At 69.1% G+C, this 22867-nt stretch carries 22 protein-coding genes; 14 read left to right on the forward strand and 8 right to left on the reverse strand.

All coding sequences use genetic code 11. The features are described 5' to 3' along the window. Positions 1-153: 153 nt before the first annotated feature. Positions 154-3759, reverse strand: coding sequence for an nSTAND1 domain-containing NTPase (locus tag JJ691_RS24385; protein ID WP_211771024.1), 3606 nt, complete (start codon positions 3757-3759; stop codon positions 154-156). A gap of 314 nt (positions 3760-4073) precedes the next feature. On the opposite strand from JJ691_RS24385, the gene JJ691_RS24390 reads away from it, so the two are divergent. From JJ691_RS24390 to JJ691_RS24410, 5 genes are all read left to right on the forward strand, one after another. Next, positions 4074-4226 carry a hypothetical protein gene (locus JJ691_RS24390; RefSeq protein WP_211771025.1) on the forward strand — a complete coding sequence of 51 codons (153 nt, stop codon included), beginning with the start codon at positions 4074-4076 and terminating at the stop codon, positions 4224-4226. Between the two features lie 338 nt (positions 4227-4564). Then, entirely contained in the window at positions 4565-5251 is a 687-nt protein-coding gene (locus JJ691_RS24395; protein ID WP_249228150.1) for a cutinase family protein, read from the forward strand. Positions 5252-5415: 164 nt separating this feature from the next. Further along, positions 5416-6630, forward strand: coding sequence for a cytochrome P450 (locus JJ691_RS24400; RefSeq protein ID WP_211771026.1), 1215 nt, complete (start codon positions 5416-5418; stop codon positions 6628-6630). Between the two features lie 32 nt (positions 6631-6662). Continuing rightward, on the forward strand, positions 6663-6860 hold the full coding sequence (locus JJ691_RS24405) for a ferredoxin (protein ID WP_211771027.1): 198 nt from the start codon (positions 6663-6665) through the stop codon (positions 6858-6860). Further along, positions 6857-8050, forward strand: coding sequence for an NAD(P)/FAD-dependent oxidoreductase (locus JJ691_RS24410; RefSeq protein ID WP_249228151.1), 1194 nt, complete (start codon positions 6857-6859; stop codon positions 8048-8050). The genes JJ691_RS24405 and JJ691_RS24410 overlap by 4 nt, the downstream gene beginning before the upstream one ends. Positions 8051-8293: 243 nt before the next feature. On the opposite strand, the gene JJ691_RS24415 is transcribed toward JJ691_RS24410, so the two are convergent. Both JJ691_RS24415 and JJ691_RS24420 read right to left on the reverse strand, forming a co-directional pair. After that, positions 8294-9151 (reverse strand): NmrA family NAD(P)-binding protein, encoded by an 858-nt coding sequence (locus tag JJ691_RS24415; protein ID WP_211771028.1) that lies wholly within the window; start codon positions 9149-9151, stop codon positions 8294-8296. A 55-nt stretch (positions 9152-9206) separates the two neighbouring features. Beyond that, entirely contained in the window at positions 9207-10229 is a 1023-nt protein-coding gene (locus JJ691_RS24420; RefSeq protein WP_211771029.1) for a TetR/AcrR family transcriptional regulator, read from the reverse strand. Between the two features lie 152 nt (positions 10230-10381). Between JJ691_RS24420 and JJ691_RS24425 the strand changes: the two genes are divergently transcribed. After that, complete coding sequence (locus JJ691_RS24425; RefSeq protein WP_211771030.1) at positions 10382-11896, forward strand: MFS transporter; 1515 nt, start codon at positions 10382-10384, stop codon at positions 11894-11896. Between the two features lie 109 nt (positions 11897-12005). After that, on the forward strand, positions 12006-12476 hold the full coding sequence (locus JJ691_RS24430) for a cupin domain-containing protein (protein ID WP_211771031.1): 471 nt from the start codon (positions 12006-12008) through the stop codon (positions 12474-12476). Between the two features lie 32 nt (positions 12477-12508). Here the strand turns inward: JJ691_RS24430 and JJ691_RS24435 are convergent, their stop codons facing one another. Continuing rightward, positions 12509-12928 (reverse strand): VOC family protein, encoded by a 420-nt coding sequence (locus JJ691_RS24435; RefSeq protein ID WP_211771032.1) that lies wholly within the window; start codon positions 12926-12928, stop codon positions 12509-12511. Between the two features lie 263 nt (positions 12929-13191). On the opposite strand from JJ691_RS24435, the gene JJ691_RS24440 reads away from it, so the two are divergent. The 4 genes from JJ691_RS24440 to JJ691_RS24455 all read left to right on the forward strand — a co-directional run bounded on the left by JJ691_RS24440 (position 13192) and on the right by JJ691_RS24455 (position 17541). After that, entirely contained in the window at positions 13192-13605 is a 414-nt protein-coding gene (locus JJ691_RS24440; RefSeq protein ID WP_211771033.1) for a cupin domain-containing protein, read from the forward strand. Between the two features lie 224 nt (positions 13606-13829). Beyond that, positions 13830-14657 (forward strand): SAM-dependent methyltransferase, encoded by an 828-nt coding sequence (locus JJ691_RS24445; RefSeq protein ID WP_211771034.1) that lies wholly within the window; start codon positions 13830-13832, stop codon positions 14655-14657. A 182-nt stretch (positions 14658-14839) separates the two neighbouring features. Further along, positions 14840-16027, forward strand: a complete 1188-nt coding sequence (locus JJ691_RS24450) for a sensor histidine kinase (protein WP_211771035.1) — start codon at positions 14840-14842, stop codon at positions 16025-16027. Further along, complete coding sequence (locus tag JJ691_RS24455) at positions 15988-17541, forward strand: BTAD domain-containing putative transcriptional regulator (RefSeq protein ID WP_249228152.1); 1554 nt, start codon at positions 15988-15990, stop codon at positions 17539-17541. Before JJ691_RS24450 ends, JJ691_RS24455 begins: the two co-directional genes overlap by 40 nt. A gap of 25 nt (positions 17542-17566) precedes the next feature. Here the strand turns inward: JJ691_RS24455 and JJ691_RS24460 are convergent, their stop codons facing one another. Then, the gene (locus JJ691_RS24460) at positions 17567-18223 is read right to left on the reverse strand and encodes a winged helix-turn-helix domain-containing protein (protein ID WP_211771036.1); all 657 of its coding nucleotides are present in this window, start codon (positions 18221-18223) and stop codon (positions 17567-17569) included. 150 nt (positions 18224-18373) lie between these two features. Beyond that, the gene (locus tag JJ691_RS24465) at positions 18374-19777 is read right to left on the reverse strand and encodes a BTAD domain-containing putative transcriptional regulator (protein WP_211771037.1); all 1404 of its coding nucleotides are present in this window, start codon (positions 19775-19777) and stop codon (positions 18374-18376) included. A 34-nt stretch (positions 19778-19811) separates the two neighbouring features. On the opposite strand from JJ691_RS24465, the gene JJ691_RS24470 reads away from it, so the two are divergent. Together JJ691_RS24470 and JJ691_RS24475 are read left to right on the forward strand one after the other, a co-directional pair. After that, positions 19812-20486, forward strand: coding sequence for a response regulator transcription factor (locus JJ691_RS24470; protein WP_211771038.1), 675 nt, complete (start codon positions 19812-19814; stop codon positions 20484-20486). Continuing rightward, positions 20483-21733 carry a sensor histidine kinase gene (locus JJ691_RS24475; protein WP_249228153.1) on the forward strand — a complete coding sequence of 417 codons (1251 nt, stop codon included), beginning with the start codon at positions 20483-20485 and terminating at the stop codon, positions 21731-21733. Before JJ691_RS24470 ends, JJ691_RS24475 begins: the two co-directional genes overlap by 4 nt. Here the strand turns inward: JJ691_RS24475 and JJ691_RS24480 are convergent. Continuing rightward, the gene (locus JJ691_RS24480; RefSeq protein ID WP_211771039.1) at positions 21730-22155 is read right to left on the reverse strand and encodes a FixH family protein; all 426 of its coding nucleotides are present in this window, start codon (positions 22153-22155) and stop codon (positions 21730-21732) included. The two genes, JJ691_RS24475 and JJ691_RS24480, sit on opposite strands and share 4 nt — an antisense overlap. 210 nt (positions 22156-22365) lie before the next feature. Here JJ691_RS24480 and JJ691_RS24485 point away from each other — a divergent pair, with 210 nt between their 5' ends. Further along, on the forward strand, positions 22366-22692 hold the full coding sequence (locus JJ691_RS24485; RefSeq protein ID WP_211771040.1) for a hypothetical protein: 327 nt from the start codon (positions 22366-22368) through the stop codon (positions 22690-22692). Here the strand turns inward: JJ691_RS24485 and JJ691_RS24490 are convergent. Continuing rightward, complete coding sequence (locus tag JJ691_RS24490) at positions 22686-22853, reverse strand: hypothetical protein (protein ID WP_211771041.1); 168 nt, start codon at positions 22851-22853, stop codon at positions 22686-22688. The genes JJ691_RS24485 and JJ691_RS24490 overlap by 7 nt on opposite strands. Positions 22854-22867: the final 14 nt, after the last annotated feature.

Below are 22867 nucleotides of genomic sequence, written 5' to 3' on the forward strand. Positions count from 1 at the left end.
CGCAGCCGTCGTGCTGGCGATCCGCAGCCCACGGCAGGCCACCTAACGTCACCGGCGCCGACACGTCACCGCAGCCCCCAGCCAAGCCTGGGTGTTCGCCAGGATTATGTCGCCACTTGGTCTCCTGAGGCGAGCCGAAGACTTGCCGGGAATTCAGGAACAGGTGGGGTGGTAGTCAAGATCGGGCATGAGCTGCTCCCATCGGGCGCGGGTGATGGTCCCGATCAGCGTGCAGTCGTGAGCGATGACTCGAGCGGGATCTGGATCCCACAGGCGTACCGTCGTGTCGTCGCTGGCGGTGGCGAGGGTGTGGCCGTCGGAGCTGAACGCCACCGATCCGACGGGGCCGGTGTGGCCGGTCAGGGTGGCAATCACACTGCGGCTGGCGACATCCCATAGCCGCACCGTCGTGTCGTCGCTGGCGGTGGCCAGAGTGTGGCCATCGGGGCTGAACGCCACGCTGAGGACGGGGCCGTTGTGGCCGGTGAGGGTGGCAATCACACTGCGGCTGGCAACGTCCCACAGCCGCACCGTCTTGTCGGCGCTGGTGGTGGCCAAGGTGCGACCGTCGGGACTAAACGCCACCGATGTGACGGGGCTGGTGTGGCCGGTGAGGGTGGCAATCACACTGCGGCTGGCAACGTCCCACAGCCGCACCGTCTTGTCGGCGCTGGTGGTGGCCAGAGTGCGACCGTCAGGACTAAACGCCACCGATTCGACGTCGTAGGTGTGGCCTGTGAGGATGGCGATCTGATTGTGGCTGGCAACGTCCCACAGCCGCGTCGTTGTGTCGGCGCTGGTGGTGGCCAGAGTGTGGCCATCGGGACTGAACGCCACGCTGAGGACGGGGCCGTTGTGGCCGGTGAGAGTGGCAATCACACTGCGGCTGGCAACGTCCCACAGCCGCACCGTCTTGTCGGCGCTGGTGGTGGCCAGAGTGCGACCGTCAGGACTAAACGCCACCGATGTGACGAGGCCGTTGTGGCCTGTGAGGGTGGCGATCTGATTGTGGGTGGCAACGTCCCACAGCCGCACCGTCTTGTCGTCGCTAGCGGTGGCCATAGTGCGCCCATCGGGACTGAACGCCAAGCAGTGTATGGACGTGGCTGGGTAAGGAGTGAGAACGGGATCGTTGATCTTCCATAGCACTACGCTGTCGGCACTGGTGGTGGCCAGGGTGTGGCCATCGGGACTGGACGCCACGCTATAGACGGGGCTGGTGTGGCCGGTGAGGATGGCAATCACACTGCGGCTGGCAACGTCCCACAGCCGCACCGTCTTGTCGTAGCTGGCGGTGGCCAGAGTGCGACCGTCAGGACTAAACGCTACCGATGCGACGTCGTAGGTGTGGCCGGTGAGAGTGGCAATCACACTGCGGCTGGCAACGTCCCACAGCCGCACCGTCTTGTCGTCGCCGGCGGTGGCCAGAGTGCGACCGTCAGGACTAAACGCCACCGATGTGACGGGGCTGGTGTGGCCGGTGAGAGTGGCAATCACACTGCGGCTGGCAACGTCCCACAGCCGCACCGTCTTGTCGTCGCCGGCGGTGGCCAGAGTGCGACCGTCAGGACTAAACGCCACCGATGTGACGGGGCTGGTGTGGCCGGTGAGGATGGCAATCACACTGCGGCTGGCAACGTCCCACAATCGCGTCGTGGTGTCGTCGCTGGTGGTGGCCAGAGTGTGGCCGTCGGGACTGAATGCCACCGATGTGACGGGGCTGGTGTGGCCGGTGAGGATGGCAATCACACTGCGGCTGGCAACGTCCCACAGCCGCACCGTCTTGTCGTCGCCGGCGGTGGCCAGGATGCGACCATCAGGACTGAACGCCACCGATTCGACGAAGCCGTTGTGGCCGGTGAGGGTGACGATCTGACTATGGTTCGCGACGTCCCACAGCCGCGTCGTTGTGTCGGCGCTGGCGGTGGCCAGGATGCGACCATCAGGACTAAACGCCACGCTGTCGACAGCGCCGGCGGGGAGGCGGGCCGCGAAGTACTGGCTTTGGCTGCTCAGCAGCGCACTACGTGCCTCGACCAGGTCAGGGTCTTGATGGAAGGCTTCGACCGCGAGCAGCATCGACGCGTCCGGCTGTCCCGCAGCCAATGCGGTGGATTGCGCTATCAGCTTGCCGACCAGGACGATTCGGCCTCGGTCCACAGCGGTCTGGCGTTGGTAGACAGCCACTCCGCTCGCGGCCAGGGCCAGCACGAGCAGGACGACCAGCGTCGAGACAAGCTGACGTCGGCGTCGAATGCCTCGCCGGGCAGCATGGTCGCTGGCGTCCAGGAACGCCCGTTCGAGGGCGTTGAGGGGATCACGCTGATGGGCAGTGTCGGCCCAGTCACGCGCTAGACCCAGGCGGGTGCCGCGGTAGAGCGCTCCAGGATCACGGTCCAGCGAGTCCCATGCCTGGGCCGTCTCGGTGAGCTGTCGGTGGATCCGTAGCCCTTCGCGGTCCTCGGTCAGCCAGTCCCTCAGCCGCGGCCACGCGCGGATCAGCGCCTCGTGGGCGATCTCCACACTGTCGATGTCCACGGTGACCAGCCGCGCCCGGGCCAAGGTGTCGATCACGGCGGCGGTGGTCGGGTCGTCGTGGTCGAGTTCGCTGCGGGAGACGCGGCGCTTGGTGTCCTCGGTGCCCTCGCTCAGGGCGACCAACCGACCGAAGATCTGCCGCGCGAGATGCCGCTGCTGGTCGTCCAGGCTGGCGTAGGCCTGTTCGGCGGTGCGGGCGATGGCGCGGTGGATGCCGCCGGCCGCGTCGTATCCGATCAGGGTGAGAGCGTTGCCGCGGCGGCGGCGCCAGGTCTCCAGCAGGGCGTGGGACAGCAGCGGCAGCACACCGGGCTGGCCGGTGGCATCGCCGATCAGACGCGACACCAACGCGCCCTCGACGCTGTAGCCGAACCGGACCGCCGGCCCGGTGATCACGGTGCGCAGTTCGTCGGTGCTCATCGGACCGACCAGCACCTGCGCCTCCCGCAGCGCCGCCACCAACTCACGGTGCCCGGCGCAGTGGGCGTAGAAGTCGGCCCGCACGGCCAGCACCACCCGGGTGCGGCTGCCAGGCTCGCGCACCGCCTCCAACAGGGTGGTGATGAACCGCTCCTGGATGGCCAGGTCGGGGCAGAGGGTGAACAGTTCCTCGAACTGGTCCACCACCAGCAGCACATCGGTGTCCGACGGGCGGGCGTTGAGGGCCTGGCGAAGTCGGGATTCCGGCTCGGTACCAGGGGTGACCAGCACGGGTGAGCATTCCTCGCGCACCGTCGGGAGCAATCCCGCGCGCAGCAGGGAGGACTTACCTGATCCAGACGCCCCGACTACCGCGAGGAACCGGTGCCGTTCCAGCGTGCCCACCAACTCGGCGACCAACTGCTCCCGGCCGAAGAACCGATCGGCGTCCTCCGGGCTGAACGCGGCCAATCCCACATACGGCACCGCTGCGTCTGTTTCGTGAAATTCGGTGCTGACCTCCAGGGCCTTCGGCGCGGTCTCGGCGGCTGCTTCCCGCCACTGCTTCTCCCATTCCTGTTCGTCGCCATCGCAGGCCCGCACGTACGCCAGGGTGACCGCCAAGCTCGGCAGGTCACGGCCGCCGGCGGCTTTGGCCAGCGTCGCCTGCGAGTAGTGCGCGCGCCGCGCCAGCTGCCGATAGGTCGGGCTGCCCGCCTTCTCCCGCAATCGGCGCAGCTCCCATGCGAACCGCGGCACCACTCCCGCGTCCGGGTCCAGGGGACTTTCCGGCCGTGGCATCCCTTCCTCCCTCCCTTCCCTGCTCGCACCGGGTTATCTCGCGTTGTTTCCCCAGCTCGCACGCCGACACGCGACAACATCCCTGGCAGTACATCTGGTTCTAGAACGACATCAGCCCGACACAGCCAGGAAGGGACCGCTAGTGACCGGAGCAGACACACCCCATCGCGCACAGAGGGGACAGCAGGGCCGTGGCCGGCTCCAGGCCAGTCCATACCCGACACCACACAGCGGCACCAATGGAGTGGCCTTTGAGGGGATGGTTCGCATGGTGCATGACCTCGCTCGGTTCCGTGGCGGACTGGGTGATCCCGGTGAGGATCCAGTCAAGCAATTCTCGGATCTACTGGTGTCCCGAGTGGTGTGCCGTCGGCGGCGACAAGCTGCCACTGGCGCGGATGCGCTCCTGCCGGATCCTCCAACTGCGCGTGCGACACCACCGGCAGCACACCCGCCTGCAGCGGTGAGCACGTGGGAACTTCCGCGGCAGCACACGCCCCGTGACGGCCGTGGGCCCCCGACGACTGTGAACACCACAGGCCAGGCCCGGCAATCCGACAGAGATCACGTTCACGCGTCTTTCGTTGGCGCACCAGTCACCGCGGTTTCCGCGCATACATCAGGTGGTGACACCTGAAGCACGGGTTATGCGGGAAGCTCCGGTTGCCGCCAGTCCCGATCCTTTCAACCTTTTCCTTTTCCTTTGTTTCGCGGCTCGCGCCTGCCTGCGATGCGACGCCGCCGCGATCTCACCGGCGTCGACCCTTGTCTGGCGTCACACAAATTACGAAGGTGATGATTGTTCATGTATTCATTTCTCGGTCGTATGCAACATTGGCTGCCCGCGCTGCTTATCGCAGCGGTTATCGCGCCACTGGGCACTGCGAGTTTGTCCACTGCGGTCGCACCGGCGGCCCCGGCTGCTCCGGTCGCCTCGTGCGCCGCCGTTGACGTCGTCGTGGCCCGCGGCACCTGGGAGCCCGGCGCACTCGGCTGGATCGTCGGCGGCCCGGCGTTCTCCGCCCTACACCACAAGCTGCCGTCGACGTCACTGAGCAGTTACCCGGTGAACTACCCGGCCAACCTCAACCAGCCAAAGTCAGTACAGCAAGGCAACCGCGACCTGGTCGAGCACGTCACGAACCAGGCTCACGCATGCCCTCACCAGCGGTTCATCCTGGTCGGCTACTCCCAGGGCGCCAACGTCGTGGACAACTCACTGGGGATCAGCAGCGACGGGGCCCTCGTCGGTGGACCGATCGTAGCCACCATTCCCGCCTCGATTGAGCCCAGGATCGCCGCCGTGCTCCTGTTCGGCAACCCCATCCACGCCCACGGCAAAAGCATTACCGGCACCTATTATACCCGCACCAAGGAATACTGCGCTCACCGCGACCTGATCTGCACGAAGGGCATCGACCCGTTTCCTCATTTCAGCTACGGGCTGCTCTATGTCAAAGACGCGGCCGCCTTCGCCGCCAGCAAACTCTGACCCCGTAGCAACGCAAAGCCATCAGGTGCCACCGCACCCGGGCGACACCGCGGATCTCGTGACCAAGGCCTGAAAGCCGGCCCGATTTCCCTTCCACCAACACGAATCCCGGGCACGCAGGCACTGTCCAGCGTGCCCGGGAACCAACCGACGTAAGGAGTGACATGCCCACCCAGGCCCACGACACCAGCCTCGCCCCCCAACCCCTCGAGCCCCCACCCGGCTGCCCCTTCGAGCCACCGACAGAACTCACCCGACTGCGCACCGAGGCCCCCATCAGCAAGGTGGCGCTGCACGACGGCACCTGGGCCTGGCTCGTCACCCGGCACGCCGACATCCGCGCCGTTCTCGGCGACCACGAGCACTTCAGCTCGATGACCACGGCACCCGGCTACCCCGTCAGCGGAATGACGGGCGGCGAGGTCGCCAGCACGAGCGGCGGCCTGATCCGGATGGACCCACCGGAGCACACCCGCCTCCGGCACATGGTGACCAAGGAGTTCATGGTCAAGCGGATCGCCACGCTGGAACCGTCGATCGAGGCGTTCACCGAGCAACTCTGCGACGCCATGGACCACGCCGAACGCCCGGTCGACCTGGTCAAGGCGCTGGCCCTGCCGTTGCCCTCGCTCGTGATCAGCCTGCTGCTGGGCGTGCCGGACGAAGACCACGCCACGTTCCAGCACCTCACCGGCGTTCTGCTGTCTCGCACCACCAACCCGAAGCAGCACCTCGCCGCCGGACGTGAACTGGTCGACTACCTCGACCGGTTGGTGGCCTCCAAGCAGGAGCACCCCGGCGAGGACATCCTCGGTCGCCTGATCGTTGACGAGGGTCAGCTGACCCACCGAGAACTCGTCGCGTTCGCCGGGATCCTTCTGGTCGCCGGCCACGAAACCACCGCCAACATGATCGGCCTGAGCGCCCTCACCCTGATGCGCGATCCCGAGCTGGCCCAGCGGTTGCGCGACGACCCGGCGCTGATCCCCGGCGCCGTCGAGGAACTGCTGCGTTTCCACTCCATCATCCGCAACGGCCCGCGCCGGGCGGTGCTGGCCGACACCGAGGTGGGCGGACAGCTGTTTCGGGCGGGCGAGGGCGTGATCGTCGCGATTCACAGCGCGAATCGCGACCCGGAGGCCTTCTCCGACCCCGACCGCCTGGACATCACCCGTCCCAACGCCCAGCACCACGTCGCATTCGGCTACGGCATCCACGGATGCCTCGGACAGTCACTGGCCCGCGCCGAACTGCGGATCGTCATCGAAGGGCTGCTGCGCCGCTACCCGACGATGCGCCTTGCCGTGCCGCTGGAGGACGTCCCGTTCCGCAGCGACATGACCATCTACGGCGCCCACGAGCTGCCGGTCACGTGGTGACCACTTCCACCATCTCAGTTCAGGAGACGACCATGCAGATCACCGTTGAGCAGGACAAGTGTTGTGGCGCGGGGCAGTGCGTGCTGCTCGCGCCGGAGGTGTTCGACCAGCGCGACGAGGACGGCATCGTCGAGCTGCTGCAGGACAACCCGCCGGCCGGGCTGCACGACGCCGTCCGTCAGGCCGCCCAGGTGTGCCCGGCGCACGCGATCACCGTGGCGGAATCGTGATCGCCGTCGTCGGCGCATCGGCCGCCGGGCTCACCGCGGCCCAGACGCTGCGCCGTGAGGGCTACCACGGCCCGCTCACGGTGATCGGCGACGAGGACCGCATGCCCTACGACCGTCCGCCGCTGTCCAAGCAGATCCTTTCCGGTGCCTGGGGACCAGAAAAGGTGACTATTTCGTCCACTGTGGACGCCGAATGGCTGCTCGGCGTGCGGGCGACGGGGCTGGACCTCTCGGCTCGGCGGCTCGCACTGTCCACAGGTAACACGCTTGAGTACGACGGGCTGGTGATCGCGACCGGGGTCAGGCCGCGGCGGCTGCCCTTCGGGCAGGATCTGGCCGGCGTGCACGTGTTGCACACGCTGGACGACACGTTGGCGTTCAAGGCGGACCTGGCGACGGCACGGTCGGTCGTGATCGTCGGGGCCGGCTTCATTGGTTCCGAGGTCGCCGCCGTCGCCAGCGGCAAGGGCGTGGCCGTCACCATCGTCGACCCGCTGCCGGCGCCGATGGTCACCCAGTTCGGGCCGTGGGTCGGCGGCCTGGTCGGCAAGCTGCACGCCGACCACGGCGTCCGGCTGCGCATGGGCGTCGGCGTGACCGGGCTGGTCGGCGACGACCGGGTGAACGCGGTGGAGCTGTCCGACGGCTCCACGCTGCCGGCCGATGTCGTGCTCGTCGCGATCGGGTCGGTGCCGAACACGGAGTGGTTGGCGGGCAGCGGGTTGTCGCTCAGCAACGGCGTCGACTGCGACTCGCTGTGCCAGGCCGGTCCGGGCGTGGTCGCCGCGGGCGACGTCGCCTCGTGGACGCATCCGGCGCACGGCGTGCGGATGCGCGTCGAGCACCGGATGAACGCCACCGAGCAGGCCGTTGCGGCGGCGCGCACGCTGCTGGGCAAGGGCGAGCCGTACGCGCCGGTGCCGTACTTCTGGACCGACCAGTATGACGTCAAGATCCAGGCGTACGGCACGTTCCCGGCCGGCGCACGGCCCTCGGTCGCCGCCGGTGACGTCGGCTCCGGCCGGTTTGCCGCGCTGTTCGCCCAGGAGTGCCTGATCACCGGTGTGCTCGGCTGGAACCTGCCGCGCGACACCCGCCAGCTCCGCACCCGCATCGGCCTGCGGGCGCCGGATGCTCGGCCACGGGAATCCGCCGACTCCTCGCTGACCACGAACTCTGCCAGTCCCTAGCGGTGGCTTCACGGACATGGGTAGATGTTGATGCCCTGTCCCAGTCAGACGGTGGAAACCACCCATGCCCCTGCCGCGTGGGTGGTTTCGCGCGCGGCCAGCGCGAGGTTGGCCGCAGCAGCCAGCAGGGAGAAGTCGGCGGCGACTTTCACGCGTCCTTGGACACGAGCACGGCGTCCACCAGCTGCGAACTCCGGACGTCCGCTACTGCCGAGTTGAGCACGACCAGATCGAGTGCGGAACTCAGGCGCTGATCCGGTCGGTGAGGAGGTCGGCGACCGTGCGTGGTTCGCGGCCCAGGAGTTCGGCCAGCAGCGGGTCGGTGTCGGCGAAGTGGCCGCTCCGCGCGGCGTGGAAGAACCGCAGCAGCATGTGGGCCATCGGCTCGGGTGTGCCGGTGGCGATCCGGTCGGCGAGCCACGTCTCGTCGGCTATGACGGCTCGGGTGATGTCGCGGCCGGTGAGTTCTGTTGTGGTCGTGGCGATGTCGGCAAAGGTGACGGCGCGGCGCGCGGTGAGCGTGACGGGGCCGTCGAAGGGGTGTTGCCTGGTAAGGATGATCGCGGCTGCTTCGGCTGCGTCGGCGCGGTCGGTCCAGGAGACGGGGCCGTCGGCCGGTGTGGCGATGACGCCGGTCTGCCGCCAGGGGCCGAGCAGCCAGTCGAGGCTGTGCGCGTAGAACCCGTTGCGAAGTGAGGTCCAGGCGACCCCCGAGTCCGCGAGCAGCGCTTCGGTGGCGGCGTGCTCGTGCGCCGGGTCGAACGGGCTGTCGGCGCGTGCGTTTTGGTGACTGGTGTACAGGATGCGCTGTGCGCCCGCGGCGACCGCGGCCTCGATCGCGTTGCGGTGCAGGCCGATTCCGTCGCCGTCGGGGTCGTTCTGGGAGACCAGCAGTACCTGGTCGGCGCCCTCGAACGAGTCACGTAGTGCGGTCGGGTCGTCGTAGGAGCCCCGCCGTACGCGCACGCCGCGGTCGGCGAAATGCTGTGCCTTGGCGACGTCGCGGACGCTGACGCCGAGCCGGTCTGCGGGGATGCGCTCAAGCAGGTGCTCGACGGTGGCGCCGCCCAGGGCTCCGGTCGCGCCGGTGATGACGATCATGCTTGCTGCCTCCGTTGTGTCGAGGATCGATACCGTGCCGTCCAGGTTCCGCCGCTCATCGGCGCCGGAGCAGCGGCAGCAGGATGTCGTCGACGATGTGCTCGACGAAGCTCTGGTCGCTGGGCTCCCCGACGAGCACGAGCCGGTGCACGATGAGCGCCGGCACGATCTCGGCGAACAGTGCGGCCGCTCCGGGGACGAGGTGTTCGCCGTGCGCGCCGCCGAATGGCTGCTCGGTCATGGCCGCTTCGTCGCGTCGCAGGATCCGCCGCATTTCCGTCGCCAGGTCCGGATCGCTGCGCATGCCGGCGAACAGCGCGCCGAGCAGCCCGATCTCCTGCTCGGCGATCTGCTCGGCCAGCCATTCGACGGTCTGCAGCAGGTCCTGGCGGAGATCACCGGTGCGAGTCGCGGGCGGAACGCTCGCCGCGCGGTGCTCGACCGCCGCGGCCACCAGCACGGCCTTGCCGGCGTAGCGCCGGTAGACCGTGGGCTTGCCCACGCCGGCTTCGGCCGCGACCGACTCGATGGACAACTGGTCGTATCCGACCTCGACCAGCAGTCTCAGTGTCGCGTCGAGGATCGCCAGGTCTCGGCCGGTGTCGCGCGGCCTGCCCCGAGCAGGCTGCGCGTCGCGGGCAGCGGGCACACCCACCTCCCATTTATGAAACGAAACGGGTACGTAATCAAATGTAGACCCGAGTGCGCCGGAGATCAACCTCGATCCGCCGCAACCCGGTGCGCGTCGCAGACCATCCGCCGGTAGACCACGTCGGACAGGCGGTGCTTCAGGCACCGCATGGCCTCCATACCGGTCTTGATCACCGGAAGACGCCTCCAACGGCGCGGTGCCGTTCCACGACGCGAACCGGCCCTTGTCGACGAACCGGCCGATATCGCCGATATCCCCGATCAGACGGGCGGCGCTGGACGGGCCGATCCCGGTCAACTCCATCACGGTGCTGCCGCTGGCGGCGACCAACTCGCGCAGCTCGGCGTTGGCGGCCTTGATCCGCTTGTCGATCCGGTCCAGTTCGCCGACCAGGTCCGCGGCCAGTCGCGGGCGGGTGCGGCCCACGACATCTCGTGGACGCACCTGGAATAGTCAGCCAGTCGAGTGAAGATGCGAGTGATCAACGATGCGGATGTGACAGGAACTATTTGGTGCGTCTAGGGTTTTGTTGATCAATACGCCAGGGCTGTCCACTGGGGAGGATCGCCCTCCGTCACATGTGGATGGACTTCGTGCTTGACACCATCACCGACTGCCCGCCGACCAGCAGGGAACTGGACTCGCCCAGCACGCCACCCAGAAGACGGACGCTGTTAGTCGCGCTGGCGTCAGCAACCGCCCTGCACGGACTGTCGTCGGCATTGATCGCCGCACTACTTCCCACGCTGCAGAATCACTATCCGGGTCGCGCGACCGGAACCTGGATCACCAGCGCGTTCTTCCTCGCGGCCGCCCTCGCCGCGCCTACCGGTGGCCGCCTCGCCGACCTGTTCGGCGCCCGCCGCGTGGCGGTCAGCGGACTGGTGCTGGTCGCCGTCGGCTCGGCGCTGGCCGCCCTCGCGCCCGCGCCGGCATGGCTCGTCGTCGCACGGGCGATCACCGGCGTCGGCACAGCCGTGCAGTACCCCGCCGCGCTCGGCCTGCTCCGACGACACTCGTCGGTCACCAATGCCACCACCGGTCTCGCGTTCATCGCCGTCGCCAGCGAGGTGGCCTTCGCTGCCGCGCCGAGCCTGGGCACGGCCGTCATGCAGTGGGCGGGCTGGCGGGTGGCGATCGCCATGCCAAGCCTGTTCGCAGTGGTCGCGGCTATCCTCATGCTCGTCGGCACGAGCCGGGAACGAGCTGCGTGGGCGGGCTGGAGACGATTGCTTGTCACCCTCGACCTGCCAGGCATGGCGACGTTCTGTGCGGCGGTGATCGTCGTGGTGACTTTTCTGATCACGATGCCGCAACCACACTGGACCCTGCTCGTGGCGTTCCCGGTGCTGGTGGCGGTGTTATGGGTGTGGGAGCGTCGGTTCGCGCCGGTGCCGTTCCTGGCACCACGCGTGGTCACCGATCGCGATCTTGTTCTCACGCTCGGTCGGACACTGCTGTTCTACTGCTGCTTCTATGTCGTCTTCTACGCGTTGCCGGTGTGGCTGGCCGCCCACGCCGTGGATGCGAGCCAGATCGCGCTGGCGATGCTGCCGCTGCCGGTGGCTGTCGTCGGCACTTGTCTGATCGCCCGCCGTGTCGTCCGCCGAGCGGGCGCGCACGTGGCGCTGGGCATCGGGGCATTCGGTCTGCTGCTGGCCGCCGCGCTGCCGCTGGTGCCGAACGTCCCGGAACTCCAGATTGCCGTCGGCGTGGCCGCGTTGCTCGCGGTGCCGGCGGGGCTGGTCAACGTCGCCAACCAACGCGTGCTGCTGTACTTCGCGCCAGTCACGCACATCGCCTCCGTCGGTGGGATGTACCGGATCGCGCAGTTCGTCGGTGGCGGTATCGCGGCGGCCGTGCTGCACCTGACCGACGCTGATGACGTCCTGCCGAAGTTATCCGCGGTCACCGCGGCCGGTGCCGCGATCCTGATCGTGACGAGCGTGATCGGCGTCGTCAGGAACCGACGATCGCTGACCCGAACCGGGCGGCACCGCAAGATCCCCCGTGAAGAATGTTTCGGTGATGAAAGCATGAGTGCGGCGGGCGAGGCCGATGTCGGCCAGGCAGTCCCCCCAGCGCCAGCGTGATCGCAGGTCGCAGATGAACCAAGAACCTGATCCGCTGACCTGTCACACGGATCGCCATCTCCTTGTCTTTGCTGTCGAGACAGGCGGCACAGACAAGGAGATGGCGGTCATGTCCTACCCGGACAAGGTCTACTTCAGCAGCGCCGGCGAGGTCAGCGCGAGCTTCCGCGCGGCTGACACCCCGCCCGACCTCGGCACGCCCGGGGACGGCATGCACTACCTGGCCACCACCGAGCTGACGCGCGGCGAGTTCGGCCTGTACCGCGTCATGATGAAGCCGCGGGCCGGTGGGCCGAGCGCGCATTTTCACCGGACGATCTCGGAGTCCTTCTACATCCTCGACGGCACGGTCCGGCTGTTCAACGGGGAGAAGTGGATCGAGGGCCAGGCCGGTGACTTCCTCCACGTGCCGCCGGGCGGGCTGCACGCCTTCCGCAACGACGCCGACGCCCCGGCCGAGATGCTGCTGCTGTTCACGCCGGGCGCGCCGCGCGAGGAGTACTTCGAGAAGATCGGCCAGATCCCGGCGGACGAGCGCGCCGACTTCCTCGCCAAGCACGACTCGTACTTCGTGGACTGACGGAGTGCCGGCGGGTGCGAGCCCGCCGGCATTCACCTGGTGAGCAGACCGGTGGTCTGGCCGATCTCGATCAGATAGCCGTCCGGGTCGCGGAGGTAGCACCGCACCTCGGCCCCGCGGTCCTGCGGCTCGGTCAGGAACTCCGCGCCCTTCGCGCGGGCCTGGGCGTGGAACTCCACGATGTCGGCCACCCGGACGTTGAGGAACGCCGACACCGGGTCGCCGGGCTCGGGTGCGGTCAGGGTCACGTCCGGCTTGTCCGGAGTGGGGCCGCCGCCGGGGTTCATGATGATCCACGTGTTGGCGACGCGCACGGTGGCGGGGTTCTCGGCCAGCACGACGTGCCCGCCGAAGATGTCGGCGTAGAACTCGCGCGAGACCTTGACGTCGCGCACGGTCAGGAAGTGGGTCACGATCAGGCCCTGCTCCGGCGCGGGAAACCGTTCTGTCACTGAAAACTCCTCCCGGTCGTTGTCACCAGCGAAGACCGGACAGCGGAGGAGTTTGTGACAGTCACGAACCGTCGGGCTGCGCGGTCTTACCAGCGAGGACACCGACCACCAGATCGCGACACTCGTGCCGGTCGTGGGCATCGGCGGGACCAGGGCCATCGAACTGGCCGAGCGCGACGTGGACGCGCTTGCCGCATGGCGCGGCTGTCACAGACGGGGAGGCTCTCCTGTCTCTCTGTGGACAGTCCCTTTTGGAGGAACGCATGAGCGCCGAGCACGCATACTTGCCCCCGGGCGTCGAAGTGATCACGACCCTGCCGGAGGCGGCGGTCCGGATCCCGGCCGGCGCCGAAGCCAGGACCATCCGGGTCACCCTGCCGCCCGGCGACCCCGGCGCGCCGCCACACCGGCACCCCGGGCCGCTCTTCGGCTATGTGACCCAGGGCGAGATCCTCTTCGAGCTGGAGGGGCAGCCGCCCCGGGTGCTCAAGGCCGGTGACGCCCTGTTCGAACCCGGGGGCGATGTGATCCACCTCCAGGGTGCCAACAATCTTCCGGACGCGCAGTCGCAGCTGGTGGTGACCATGTTCGCGCCGCCGGGCACCCCGGTCCTGACCATGGTCAGCCCGGAGGAACTGGCCGAACGACAGGCAGACCGTCCACGCCGAACGCGTTGACGGCGTCGACCAGTGCGCGGCGTCGGCCGGTGTGGTCTCCAGCGTCGTGGTGATCACCCGCTCGACGTCGGTCCGGTCGACGGCGAATCGGTTGCGCCACTTGTATCCACTGACAACGAACCACCAACTCAGAACACCAGGACGCGTCGCATACGCGACGCGGAGATCACCGCGGCCGAGGCGATATGCTCCGTCCGTCAGCCCGACGACGTGGAAGGTGACCAATGGCGGATGCGTTGGCCTGGGTGCCACCCAACGTCGACTTGACCACGCCGAGCGCGGCACGTGCCTACGACGCACTGCTGGGCGGCGCCCACAACTTCGAAGTGGATCGGGCGTTCGCCCGCAAGGCCGAGAAGGTCTTCCCCGGCGTAGCCGTCTCCTGCCAGGCCAACAGGGCCTTCCTCCGGCGTGTCGTGCAGTTCCTGATGCGCAACGGCGTCAGGCAGTTCCTCGACATCGGCTCCGGCATCCCCACGGTCGGCAATGTCCACGAGGTCGCCCAGGCGATCGACCCCGCCTGCCGGGTGGCATATGTGGACAACGAGGCGGTGGCCGTGGCACACAGCGATTTGATTTTGCAGGACAACGACAACGCCACGATCGTCCAGGCCGACGTCCGTGAGCCGGAGAGCATCCTGGAGGCTCCCGAAGTCCGGAGGTTGCTGGATTTCGACCAGCCGGTGGCGGTGCTGATGCTGGCCCTGCTGCATTTCGTGCCCGATTCTGACGATCCGGCGGCCTTGGTCGCTCCCTATCGGGACGCGCTGATCCCCGGCAGCTATCTGGCCATCACACACGCCACAGGCGACTCTCGGCCCACAGAAATGCGCGCACTGGAGAAGCTGTACGCCACCAGCAGCAACCCCGCAGTCGCACGCACCACCCAGTGGATCACGGGCCTGTTCGGTGACTGGGAACTGGTCGAACCCGGCGCCGCCTACGTGCCGGAGTGGCAGCCCGATAACCACGTGGACTTGCCATCGCATCCCGAGCACTACATCTTCTTCGGCGGTCTGGCCCGCAAGCCCACACTACCGGCAGTTTCATAACGCGTGATGTAGAGGTTCGGAGACTGTCGGTCCGCGACGGCGTCGAGAAGGTTCCCAACTCGATGTGCGGGACCGTGGCACCGCGAGCTACTCCGTGCTGGACGCAGACCAGCCGCCCATCCGACGCGACCGAGTGGCTGCCGAAGGATGCGGCGTTCGCCGGGAGTTCCTAGGGTGGAGCGGTGTGGGAGAGGGTGCTGGACCGCCTGCGGGCGCGGCTTGAGGCGAGCCTCGCCGACGCGAGAATCGCCCTTCCCTGGTGGGTGCCGATCTGGGCGAGCGGGCTCGGCACGGTGTTCGCGGTCATCGCGGTGGTGCAGCGGAGCGCGGTACTGCCCCCGGCGCTGATCGTGCTGGCTCTCGCCCTCATGCTCGTGACGGCGCTGATGTGGGTGGTCAGCGGCGTGCTCGCGCCGTCGTGGCTGAAGGCGGTCACCGTGGTCGCGGCGGTGGCGGTGCTGCTCAACCGCCCGGTCGTCCCGGACTTCGCGCCGATACTGCTTGCGCTCGTGACGGCCGAGTTGGCCGCGATCGCGCGTCCCCGGCTGGCGGTCGCCACCGCGGCCGTGGGCATCGCGGTGCTGGGCGCGGCCACGGCGTGGGCTGGGCTGGTGGGCTTCTCCGTGTATTCGGTCGCGGTGCTGCTCGGTCTGTGCGCCGGGTTCATGCTCCGCTGGTACGTCCGCGCGCTGGACGCCGAGCGCGGCAAGCAGGAGGCCATCCGCGAGCAGGCGATTCTCGCTGAGCGACAGCACATCGCCCGCGAGGTGCACGACGTCGTCGGACATTCGCTCAGCATCACGCTGCTGCACCTGACCGGAGCCCGGCGCGCCCTGCAGCAGGACCGGAACGTCGACAACGCGGTCGACACGCTCACCGAGGCCGAGCGGGTGGGCAGACTGGCGATGGCCGACTTCCGAGGGACGATCAGCCTGCTCACCGGTTCGTCGGGCACCCAGGCGCTGCCGGGGGTCGACGACATCGCTGGGCTGGTCGAGCGCACGCGTGCGGCCGGCCTGGACGTGCGCTACGAGCAGTCGGGCGACCTGACGGCGGTGACCGGCGCGGCCGGGCTCGGCCTCTACCGCATTGCGCAGGAGTCCCTGGCCAACGTCACCAAGCACGCCTCGGACAGCACTGTCCGGATCCGGCTGCGCGTGGGTCCTGACGGCCTCATACTGACTGTCCGTAACAGGCTGTCCGGCGCCGTGCCTGACGGCAGGGCTTCCGGTAACGGGTTGGCGGGTATGTCCGCCCGGGCCGCTCAACTGGGCGCCGAGCTATTTGCCGGTCCGAAGGGGGGCGACTGGGTCGTGGATGTCAGGGTGCCGTGCGACGTGGACGCTCCCGATCGGCCGGTCGCGTCGTGACCGGGCCGGCCGACGCCGAGATCCGGGTCCTGCTCGTCGACGACCAGGAGCTGGCGCGCTCCGGTCTACGGCTCATCCTGCGCCCCAACGACGGGTTCGTGATCGCCGGAGAATGCGGTGACGGGGCTGAGGTGCCCGCGGCGCTCGCCGCGACCGAGGTCGATGTCGTCGTGATGGACCTGCGGATGAAGAATGTGGGCGGGATCGAGGCAACCCGGCGGCTGCGGCAGTCCGGGGACCACCCGCCGGTGCTCGCACTGACGACCTTCGACGACGACGAGTTGCTGGCCGGTGCGCTGCGCGCGGGGGCCGTCGGCTACGTCCTCAAGGACTCCTCCGCGGAGGACCTGATCCGCGCCGTGCGCGCCGTTGCCGCGGGCGACGCCTGGCTGGACGCCGCGGTCACCGCACGAGTGCTCACCACCTACCGGCAGGCCGCCCCCGACAGGGCCGCTGGGCCGCCGCCCGGGCTGCTGACCGCCCGCGAGCAGGACGTGCTCCGGGCCGTCGGCCGTGGCCTGACCGACGCCGAGATCGCGGCCTCGCTGGTGATCTCCGAGGTCACCGTGAGGAGCGACCTCGGCCGGATCTTCGCCAAGCTCGGGCTGCGCGACCGGACCGCCGCCGTCATCTACGCCTTCGACCACGGCATCGTCAACCCCGGTGAAGTTGGGCGTGACCATGCGCCGCGGCCGATCGTCCGGGACCGGCCGACGGTCAGGGCAGGGTCGGTTTCCGCGCCGCCGCTTCGGTTTTCCGCGCTCGGGCCACTGCGGGCATGGCGCGGCGTGGCGCAACTGGACCTCGGTCCGGTCCGCCAACAGGCGTTGCTGGCCGCCCTGGTGCTGCGCTCGGACCAGACGGTCACCGACGCCGAGCTCCTCGACGGAGTCTGGGGGCTCGAGCCGCCCGGCACAGGTGTCAACGTGCTGCGGACGTACGTGCTTCGGCTGCGCACGTGCCTACGGGCCGCCGGCGAGAGCACGAAGGAATCGGTGATCCGCCGCAGCCGGACGGGATACAGCTTCGTCGGACACGCCGTCCGGATGGATGTGACGCGCCTGCGGGAGATCACCGCCGAAGCGGGCGCGGCCGAGGAGGCCGGCGAGCTGGCCATGGCGGTGGACGCGTGCACTGACGCGCTCGACCTCTTCCACGGCGAGCCCTTGGCCGGGCTTCCCGGCCCGTTCGCGGCAGGCGAAAGGCTGCGGCTCGTCGAGCGTAAGGTCAAGCTGTCCCAACAGAAAGCGGAGCTGCAGCTGCGACTGGGGCGGTACGTCGAGACGGCCGACGAGCTGTCCGCCGTGCTGGCGGTCAACCCGCATCGGGAACCGCTCGCGGCACTTCTGATGCGCGCCCTGTACGCCCGCGGCCTGCGCGCCGAGGCGCTCGCGGTGTACCGGCGGATCCATGACCAGCTGGTGCGGGACTTCGAAGTCGAGCCGGGCGAGGAGCTACGGCGCACGCGCGCGGCGGTGCTGCGCAGGGACGACGGGTACCTCGGCTTCGCCTGAAATTTCCCTCTGGCCGAAACCTGGACTACGCCGTGATCAGGTAGCCGGTCCCGCGAACGGTCTGGATCAACGGCGGGTCACGGAGCTTGCGACGCAGCTGGGCCATCAGGACGTCCAGCACATTCGACTCCGGATCAGCCGCCCTGTCCCAGGCGTACTTGATCAGCTCCTGACGCGACACCGGCGTCCCGCACGACGTCATCAGCCGTTCCAGAACCAGAAACTCCTTGGGGGTCAAGGTAAGGAGCACACCGGCTCGGCGCACCTCACGCATGCCGCCATCCAGCTCGACGTCCGCGCAGCGCAGTGCCGCCGGCGGTCTTGTCGCGCCGCGCCGGCACAGGCTGCGCACCCTGGCCACCAGCTCGGCCATCGCGAAGGGCTTCGGCAGGTAGTCACCGCCGAGACGCAGGCCGTCGACCCGGTCGGCCAGGCTGTCCCGCCCCGTCAGGAACAGCACCGGCACCAGCCAGCCGTCATTCCGCCGGCCGTGCACGTAGTGCAGGGCGTCGCCGGCGGGCAGCATCCGGTCGAACACCACGCAGTCGTAGGAATTGAGGAAGAGAGCCTCGTCGGCGGCCGGTAGGTCGGACGCGACATCCACGGCGAACCCGGCACCGCGCAGAGCGGCGCCGAGGGCCGTTCGCACGTTGTCGTCGTCCTCGGCCACCAGCACTCGCACACGTGCAGGCTAGCGGGCCGCGGCGGCCCGCACGTCGACAATGCTCAAGTACCGCGACTCCTCGACGGTCGGTGGGTGCGCCGCTGATCGTCGGGTAGGCGCCGAACCGGGCCGCGACCAGCAGCGTGCGGCCAGGTGTCGACGTTTTCATCAGCCCGCCTTGTCCATCAGCCAACCCCGGTCGGCCGCCTTGACCCCGGCCTGGAACCTGCTGCGGGCGCCGAGCCGGTTCATGATGTCGGCGACCATCCGCCGGACCGTGCGAACCGAGATGTCCAGCCGGGCCGCGGCGGACTCGTCGGTGCTGCCCGAACAGAGCAGGGTCAACAGGTCGTGCTCCCGGTTGGTGAGCACCGCGGTGTCCCCCGCGTCGGCCAGCGCGGTGGGGCTGAGCGGCACGGCGCCCGGCCAGATCCGCTCGAACAGGCCCACGGTCGCGGTCACCACGCCGGGCAGTCGGAAGACCGCCACGCCGGACGAGCTTCCGCTGCTCGACCGGTCCGCGGGCAGCACCGTGGAGGTCCGGTCGACCACCAGCGCCTCCATCGGGATCTCGGTGTCGGTCCGGACGTCCACTCCGGCGAGCGACAGGCTGCTCAGCACTCCGGACAGCCGCGCCGAGTCCGGGCACAGGACGCGGCACCGCACTCCTGGGCGCAGGTTCGCCTGGCTGATCCGGCGCACCGCGTCGATCTGCCCCGGACCGACGCCGGCGGTCATGATCAGCACCTCGCTGGTGGCCGACGCCAGGAGCTCGTCGATCCCGCTCCGCCGCGACGCCGGACCGCTCCCCGCCACCAGGCTGAGCTTCGCACTCTTGCCCGGATCCCGCTCACACAGCACTTTCCTCTGCGCCGCAACGAGTTCCGGACCCGGGTCGATACCGAGTTCGGTGTGCAGCACCTTCCGGACCCGCTCGAAGGCGGCAAGCGCCTCGGCTGGGCGGCCCGCCTGATGCAGCGCCAGCACAAGCTGTGCCCAGGCGCCTTCACGCAACGGGTCCCGGTCGGTGACGTCCCGCAGCAGCGCTATCGCGTCGGTCGCCCGGTCCAGCGCGAGGTGCGCGTCGGCCAGCAGGCACCTCAACTCCGAGCGCAACTCCTCCAGCCTGGCCGCCAGCGACCGTGCGGCGTCGAAGGTGAGTCCTTCGAGCGGCGTGCCCCGCCACAACGCCAGTGCGCCGGAGAGCTGCTCGACAGCACTCTCGTACGCACCGACGGCCACCGCCGCACGTGCGGACTCGGCGAGCGTCCCGGCCTGTTCGGTGTCCAGTTCGCCGGGCAGCACCTTGATCCGGTAGCCGCCCGGCCTGCTCTCCAGCCGCTCGCCCAGGGTCTGGCGGAGCTGCCACACGTAGCTGCGCAGGTTGCGCAGCGCCGACATCGGAACGGCCTGTTCATGCCAGATTCCGTCGATCAGCTGATCCACGCCGACCCACGCGTTAGCGTTCAGGAGCAACACGGCCAGCAGCGCGCCGGGCTTCGTGGCCCTCAGCTCGACACGCGCACCACACGAGGTGCGCACTTCGAGCGGGCCGAGTACATGAAACTGCATGCGCTAACTTTCCGTCGGCACACATGAGGTTTTGATGACAGCGGTGATGGTCGTCGAGGACGACGAGAACATCCGGCTCGCGGTGGCCACGCAGCTGCGCGCCGTGGGTCTCGACGTCCAGACGTGCGGCGACCTCGCGAGCGCGGACCGGGCGTTGGGCGAGCGCCGCTACGATTGCGCGGTGTTCGACCGGATGTTGCCCGACGGGGACGCCATCGGCTACGTCCACACCCGACGCCAGCAGGGTTGGCATGTGCCGGTGCTGTTCCTCACCGCGCGGGACTCGCTGGCCGACCGGGTGGCCGGGTTCGAGCACGGCGCCGACGACTACCTGGTCAAGCCGTTCGCCATCGCCGAGCTGACCGAGCGGGTGGTCAACCTGTGCCACCGGGCCGGCGTCGACCGACCGTCGGTGCTGCGCCACCAGGACCTGGTCATGGACTGCGCACGCCGCGAGGTGCGGCGGGCCGACGTGCTGCTCACCTTGTCGAACAAGGAGTTCGCCGTGCTGGAGTACCTGCTCACCCGGCTGGGACAGGCGGTGGACCGGGCCGATCTGCTCGAGCACTGCTGGGACGCGCAGCCCGATCTCATGGGCGACAAGTCCAACCCCGTGGACGCGGTGGTCAAGCGGTTGCGCCGCAAGCTCCGGGAGCCGGAGCTGATCCACACCGTGCGCGGCCTCGGTTACCGGCTCGGCGCCGCGTGAACCGCTCCCCGGCCGACCGGCTGCGCAGGCTGCGCTGGCTGCTGACCGCGCTGTTCACCACGATGAACGCGATCGGGCTGGTGGTGCTGGCCGGGTTCATGATCAACCAGGACGGCAACCGTGGTGTCGACCAGGTCGATGCCGGCCTGAACCGCGTCACCTCGTCGGTGAGCCGGCTGGTGTCCTTCGACGTGACCGTCGACTTCAACCTGGTCAACACCGACGTGCTGAACGACAGCTGCCCGCAGTTCGCGATCATGCCCGGTGGCGCGCAGACCTTCCAGGCGCACCTGTCCAACCGCGTCTGTGTGCCGATGGACACCGGCGTGCTCAACGGGCTGGCCGCCGACGCGGTGCAGAAAGGCGGGGTGGTCGCCGGTTATCAGCAGGGCACCAACGGTCAGCTGGTGATGGTGCGCGCAGAGCCGCTGCTCAACCGTGGCGGCAAGTACATCGGCGCCGTGGTCGCGGTCGCCGACATGGCCGCTGAGCAGGCGGATCACGCCCAGTTCGTGCTGCTGGTGGTCGGCGGCTGCGTGGCGCTGATCGCCGCGCTCGGGTTCGCGAGCCACCTGCTGTCCGGCCGGTCGATCCGGCCCGCCGCGGCGGCGATGCAGGAGCAGGAGGTGCTGCTCGCCGAGACGGCGCACGACCTGCGCGGACCCGTCGCCGCGCTGCGTGCGCTCGCCGAAACCGCGCAGGCCAACCCGGACCAACGAGCCGCGTTGCTGCCGCGCACCGTCCAACTGGCCTCCGACATGGGCAGCATCATCGACAGCCTGCTGGTCCGGGCGCGGCTGGCGGCCGGGGTGGAGCAGCTCAGCATCCAGCCGGTGTGGCTGGACCAACTGGTCACCGATGTGGTCGACCAGACCCAGAGCGGGGGCGCACAGGTCACGGTCACCGCCGCACCGACCAAGGTGGACGCCGATCCGACGCTGGTCCGCCGAGCCATCGGCAACCTGCTGGACAACGCGGTGCGGTACGGCCGGCAGCCGGGCGCGGAGGCGATCGTGCACATCACCGTCGCCGGGGGCGCCGTCACGGTCGCCGACCACGGTCCGGGCATCGACCCGACAGCCGCGGCGGACGCCTTCGACCGGTTCAGCAGCACCGGCGGCTCGTCGGGGCTGGGCCTGTCGATCGTGCGCTGGGTCGCCCAGGCGCATGGCGGCACCCTCGCGGTGTACAACGCCGACGAAGGCGGCGCCATCTTCGAACTGCGCTTCCCGGCCCTCGCGTCCTAGCGGATGGCGATGGTCTGCCAGGGCGGGAGGCTGACCCAGTCGCCGGTGAGCTGGTAGGCCAGGTAGTAGGTGTAGGTGCCGGGCGTGGTCAGTTCGCCGTTGAACACCAGCTCGCGTGGGGTGGTGCTCACCGCGACGTTGGCCAGCGCGGGAAAGTCGTGGGCCCCGCCCGCCTCGTCCCGCACCCGGACGACGAGCTGGCGCAGGGTCGCCGCCCGGTCCGCGCTGATCGTGAGATGCGCCGAGACGGCCGGGCCGGTCTGCGTCATCGTGAGCTGCCCGGCGATGGTCACCCCGCCCGTGTTCACGGGCGCGACCGGGACCAGATCCGGGGTGCTCATCCGCACGATCGCGAAGACGGCGACCGCGAGGATCACGACGCCCCCGGTCCCGAACAGCCACCACCGTGTTCTGCCACCCATCCCGCCAGCGTAGAGCTCCCGGCCCCGGCAGGTTCCGGCCATCGACACCCGGCGCCGGCGCGATTCACGAGACGATGCCGGCTGTCCTCAGGGCGCAGTCGTGGGCGTTGGTCGCCAACAGGCTCTGCGGTCCTGACCCGTGGCAGGAACCGGCCGGATTCGTCCGCAGGGCCGGCCGGGCTGGCACAACTGTGGCCGGAGGTGGTTGAGGTGGCGGATGGTGACCAGGTCGAGATGGCGATCGGCGATGCCGAGCTGTTTGCGACCCGGCTCGGCGTGCTCGGCGACGGGCTGAACCAGGCGTGGTCGACGGCCGCCGGGCGGCTGGCGGCGGTCGAGCAGCTGGGTGCCGGGCCGATGGGGGCGCGGTTTCTGGCGGCCTATCACCCGACGGACGCACAGTTGCGTGGGGCGGCCGCGGAGGCGGTGGACCGGGTGGGGCGGTTGTCCGGGGCTGGGCGGCAGAGTGTGCGTGCCTATGACAACGGTAGTGCGCGGGCGGCCTCGGCAATGGCGGAGCCCGGCCGCGACTACTGATCCATTGTGGATGGTGGCCGCGCGGACACAAGGCGCGGCCACACCGTGTTGACGTGCTCGCCCGCCACGACCACGGCGAAATCCAGGTCACCGTCGGCGACCCAGAACAGCTGCACGGCGGTGCCCTGCTCGGTCGGCGGGGCGAGCGTCAGATGCACCACGGGCGTGGCCTTCG

This window comes from Kutzneria sp. CA-103260 (assembly GCF_018263855.1).
Lineage (GTDB): Bacteria > Actinomycetota > Actinomycetes > Mycobacteriales > Pseudonocardiaceae > Kutzneria.